Raw genomic sequence first — 659 nt, 5'->3', positions numbered from 1 at the left:
ACCTCACATGCAGTGTTGGTAAAAGATATGGCTGCAATTCCTCGGTGTCTCGATAAATTATTCTCTCGTAAAAGTTTTGCCATACGCGCAGCCACAGAGAAAGTCTTTCCACTTCCCGGACAGGCTTTCACGACAATTCTCGGCTCGTTGCAACCTACAACAGCTTGTTGTTGTGCTGATAATTGAATATCCATACTTTTATTCTGAAGGGGCTATGAACAAAATAGCATCCTTTATATAATCAGGTACATCGAACGCTACTTCGGTTTCTAATCTATCACAAAGTTGTAATGCAAATTCCGCTTTATCTTTATTAGATTTGAGTTTTTTCATTAAAGTAGAGACATTAAAATCACCACTTAAATCATCTGTTTGAGCATGTATTTTTCGATATACATCTCGCATTATAGCTTTGTTACGCTCAGATTGTTCGAATAAATCATGCTCAAGAGTGTGTGTAGCCAAACATACTTTCAGGTTATGTTTCTCTAAATCCTTTGCTTTTTGCGCTCTGTCAGATATATCTCCATTGTCTTTGGGATCGCTGTCTGTAATGATCGCACATTTCGACAATAGTCGCTTTCTCTCATCATCATTGTTAAATAATAACCCAAAATGATTGAATGCGACACCTCCGATATTGACTAATTCAATGCCAC

General features: G+C 37.6%; 1 protein-coding gene and 1 pseudogene. Both read right to left on the bottom strand.

All coding sequences use genetic code 11. The features are described 5' to 3' along the window. A partial coding sequence (locus tag AB5935_RS26555; RefSeq protein ID WP_368327934.1) for a UvrD-helicase domain-containing protein occupies positions 1 to 194 on the bottom strand: 194 nt, incomplete at its 3' end. A 4-nt stretch (positions 195 to 198) separates the two neighbouring features. Then, positions 199 to 659 (bottom strand): annotated as a pseudogene (locus tag AB5935_RS26550) (ATP-dependent endonuclease); the annotation flags it as partial.

Origin of the sequence: Phocaeicola sp. RTP21198st1_B8_RTP21198_201120 (genome assembly GCF_040929485.1) — a bacterium.
GTDB lineage: Bacteria > Bacteroidota > Bacteroidia > Bacteroidales > Bacteroidaceae > Phocaeicola > Phocaeicola dorei.
The sequence above is the reverse complement of the archived record's forward strand: the minus strand, read 5'-3'. Positions and strand labels throughout refer to the sequence as shown.